Origin of the sequence: Syntrophorhabdus sp. (genome assembly GCA_012719415.1) — a bacterium.
Taxonomy (GTDB): Bacteria; Desulfobacterota; Syntrophorhabdia; order Syntrophorhabdales; family Syntrophorhabdaceae; genus Delta-02.
On sequence record JAAYAK010000036.1, the window covers coordinates 1 to 3,594 of the forward strand.

General features: G+C 53.8%; 8 protein-coding genes. All 8 read left to right on the forward strand.

Annotation, left to right across the window (positions count from 1 at the left end):
- On the forward strand, positions 1-203 hold a 203-nt coding region (locus GXX82_01995; protein ID NLT21798.1), incomplete at its 5' end, for a DNA/RNA non-specific endonuclease.
- A 47-nt stretch (positions 204-250) separates the two neighbouring features.
- Complete coding sequence (locus GXX82_02000) at positions 251-1,231, forward strand: hypothetical protein (GenBank protein ID NLT21799.1); 981 nt, start codon at positions 251-253, stop codon at positions 1,229-1,231.
- A gap of 40 nt (positions 1,232-1,271) precedes the next feature.
- Positions 1,272-1,859, forward strand: a complete 588-nt coding sequence (locus tag GXX82_02005) for a hypothetical protein (GenBank protein ID NLT21800.1) — start codon at positions 1,272-1,274, stop codon at positions 1,857-1,859.
- 198 nt (positions 1,860-2,057) lie between these two features.
- Positions 2,058-2,303 carry a CopG family transcriptional regulator gene (locus GXX82_02010; protein ID NLT21801.1) on the forward strand — a complete coding sequence of 82 codons (246 nt, stop codon included), beginning with the start codon at positions 2,058-2,060 and terminating at the stop codon, positions 2,301-2,303.
- Positions 2,303-2,557 carry a type II toxin-antitoxin system RelE/ParE family toxin gene (locus tag GXX82_02015; GenBank protein ID NLT21802.1) on the forward strand — a complete coding sequence of 85 codons (255 nt, stop codon included), beginning with the start codon at positions 2,303-2,305 and terminating at the stop codon, positions 2,555-2,557. Before GXX82_02010 ends, GXX82_02015 begins: the two co-directional genes overlap by 1 nt.
- 24 nt (positions 2,558-2,581) lie before the next feature.
- The gene (locus GXX82_02020; GenBank protein ID NLT21803.1) at positions 2,582-3,007 is read left to right on the forward strand and encodes a type II secretion system protein; all 426 of its coding nucleotides are present in this window, start codon (positions 2,582-2,584) and stop codon (positions 3,005-3,007) included.
- On the forward strand, positions 3,004-3,420 hold the full coding sequence (locus GXX82_02025; protein NLT21804.1) for a hypothetical protein: 417 nt from the start codon (positions 3,004-3,006) through the stop codon (positions 3,418-3,420). The genes GXX82_02020 and GXX82_02025 overlap by 4 nt, the downstream gene beginning before the upstream one ends.
- Before the next feature lie 5 nt (positions 3,421-3,425).
- Positions 3,426-3,594 (forward strand): prepilin-type N-terminal cleavage/methylation domain-containing protein (locus GXX82_02030; protein NLT21805.1); only part of this gene is annotated, 169 nt, incomplete at its 3' end.

The window sequence follows — 3,594 nt, forward strand, 5'->3', positions numbered from 1 at the left end:
ACAAGATCGTCTATGACCCGAACAAGCAGGAGGCCATCGCCTTCATTATGCCGAATGAGGCCCTTGAGACAGAGGATCTGCCCCTGTATATCTTCACCATACGGGACGTTGAGGAGAGCACCGGGCTTGACTTTCTCTCGAGCCTGGGGAGGGAACTGCAGGACAGTATAGAGACCACCAGGGCCGCCGGTCTCTGGCAATAGGAAAGGGATTACGGTATAGTTGCTGGAACAAGGACAAGGAGACCACCATGGACATAGAATTCCACTACTACATGACGTACATCATCGCAAGGAGGGCAGGTTTCAGCCCCAACGACTCCTCCGTCATCGCCTACTCCTCGCAGTATACCGATGACAACACGGAGCACCTCTATATCAGCCAGGACACTCCCGACGCCTACGAGAGCTACATCAGCCAGACCGTCAATATCCTCAAGCCCCAGAAGGAGCTCATGCGCATATACCCTGTTTTCCACTTCCTTCCCGGATCCCTCACCGAGATAGCAGGGGATTCAGCCAGGCGCGCTGACGGGAAGCTCCACCTCATGAACACGATCCCCAACAGCTTGAGCGCTCAACAGGTCCTCGCTGAGGCGCTCGGCCTCCATGACCTCTACCGCATCGGGATAGCGACCCATGCCTTCGCCGACACGTTCGCTCACCAGAACTTTGTGGGGGCTGATGACGGCTTCAACAACATGGCGGGACTCCTGGAGAAACTCATCCCCAGTGTGGGTCATGCCGATGCCAAGCACAGCCCGGACGTACCCAACGAGCTCTGGAAGGACAAACGTCTCGTGCCAAGCCACGCCTCCATAGACAACAAGCCACGCTTTCTCGATGCGGCGGGGTGTCTCTTCGACCTCTACCGGGGCCGCTTCGTTGACGATGACGCGAGGAGCTCTCTTCTTACGGATCTCGGCAATGCCATAGGGGACAGCGCCAGCACGAAGACTCAGCGCGTCGGGAGCTATAAGGCCCTTATCGGGTCAGAGTTCACGAAGTACGACAAGGACGTCTGGTTCAAGGAGGCCGTGGGTTTCACAACCGCGGACACCTCTGGCGGAGGGGACACGGTGCCAGGGACGGAGACACAGTGGATATGGAAGGACAACTACAGGGAAAGCCACTGGTTCAAGTTCCAGGAGGCCGTCAAGGCACACCAGGCATATGTGTTGGCGAGCATCGTGCGTCCCATATACGCGACGATGGAGCAGACGACGTGGTAGTAGTAGGAGCACCCGCGCCCGTCGGGGTGGAGGAGAGACCATGATCCACACCTATGAGATAGAAGGCCTGAGGGTCCAGACGGGTGACCTTCTCTGCACCACCGACGGCGGCGGCGCGGACATCACCGGACAGTTCTGGCGCCTCATTGGGAAGCTCATACCGGGGGACGTGGACCACATTGTCATCTATGTCGGGCCCGGGGGGAGGTGCGTTGAGGCGGGTGCGAAGGGGAAAGTCATCACCTTTGACGTTATCGGCAGCACGTGGAACGCGGAGGAGATGAGATCCCAGAGGGGCCCGTTTGTCGACATGCTCTACGGTGCTGCGTATCCTCTCCTGTCCGCAGATGTTGACCCCGCCAAGGCCATGGCGATCCGGGAGGACGTTGCCGCGTACTGCATCAGGCAGGCGGAGCTGAAAAAGTTCTACAACCTCAATTTCTTCGATTCAGCTACGGAGGGATCCTTCTACTGCAGCCAACTGGCATACAGGGCGTACCTGAGAAACGGAATTGATCTCAATACTGGTGCCTCGGTCTGGAAGATTCCCGGATCGGAGAAGATCGTGCTTCCGCAGGAGATATGGGACGGATGTGTACATGAGAGGGTGGCCGGGCGTGAGGAATAACGGTTTGGCACAAGGCTGTCCGTGAGGTTGGGTTGACTTCTTCCTGAAAGTGTATACGCACAGGCAAACAGCAGGACAACGTTTATGGACACGACCGAGATCAAGGCATCAATCTAACCGGAACACCCCTCAACCACCTTGACATAAACGGTCATGACAGGCATTCTGTGTATACACGACATGTAGGGGGTGTTTTTCATGAGCAAGGAACAGACGGAAAGACTGGCGCCCATAGCCACTAGGGTTCCAAAGGATTTGCTTTCAAATATAGACGAGATTGCCAGGTTGAGAAAAAGGAACAGGGGAGAGATTGTCAGAGAGGCTCTGAACTTTTACGTCGACATAGTGGCAGACTACCAGATAGCCATGGACAGGATGATGGATCCCACTGACCAGGTCCAAGGCGAGAAGGAGTTCCTCAAAGGCCTTGGTTGGGATATCTAATGACGCGCATTCTGAAGTTCAAAAGGAGCGTTCAGGGAGACCTCAAGAGAATAGGAAAGGAAACAACCCGAGAGATCATGAAGGAAATCCGCAAGAACCTCCTACCCAACCCGAAAGCCGGAAAACCGCTAAAGGGGAAAGACGGGACATTATGGAGCCATCGTGTGGGTGATCACGGTATTATCTATACTTTCAATGATAACGAGCTTTACGTGCTTGTTATTAGGTGCAGAGCACAGAAAGGAAGTGCATAGTGGAGTCTAAAAGATAAAGGGAAGATGAGAGAAGGCAAAACATATTCGGCGCGGAGGAGGGAAAAGGGGTTCACATCGATTGAACTAATTGTCGTTATTGTGGTTCTCAGTATTTTAACGGCCTCTATCATTGTCAAGAACCCTTTCCGTATCGAGGATTATTCGGGGATAGCGAAAGATCAGTTGATCGCACATATCCGCCTTGCTCAACTGAAGGCCATGGGTATGAAAAGCCCACAGATCATAACGTTTACCGTGGGTTCATCAGCTTATAATGTGGCAAATGTGCAAAAGACGTTGCCCGGTAACACAACGGTTACATCCGTATCCACGACGGTTTCAAACCGGTTGGTCTTCAATTCCCTCGGTGAACCAACGAGCAATGGCGTAGTAACACTGTCAGGCGGCGTAACAGTCACAGTCAACCCTTCGACGGGAAGAGCAGAATGAACACGATGAAGAACAACAAGGGTTTTACATTAATCGAGCTTGTCATGTTCATTGTCGTCGGCGGTATCTTCCTGCCGGCATCGATGATCGCCTTTACTAGCGTTATGAACAATTATTCGAGGCCCGATTACTACATGAAGGCCAGGTTCTATGCTGAAAAGAGGGTGGCGGAGATCACGAACACCCCTTACGACAACCTCGTCCCCGGTTCCTGTTCGTCAACGTCCGAGGAAGGCGGCAAGTACACCGTGGAATGCTCCGTTACTTCCCTTAATCCCGACCTGTCTCCATCCGGCACCACTTCCGGAACGGACCCTTACAAGCGGATCGTGGTGACCGTGAAGCACACAGGCCTGCTCGACGGGAAACACGTCATCTCAACGATCATAACCCGAAGGCCGAAAAAGGTTTAGCCGCGATGATGGCATATAAGGACAACGATAGAGGTTTCACCCTGATCGAACTCGTTACGGTGATCGTGGTCCTCGGGATCCTCAGCGCCTTCACACTGTCTTTCCTGGACAATGCGGTCAAGACCTACGTCATGGTGAAGGATCAGGAGACCCTGTATTCCGAAGGGACCTATA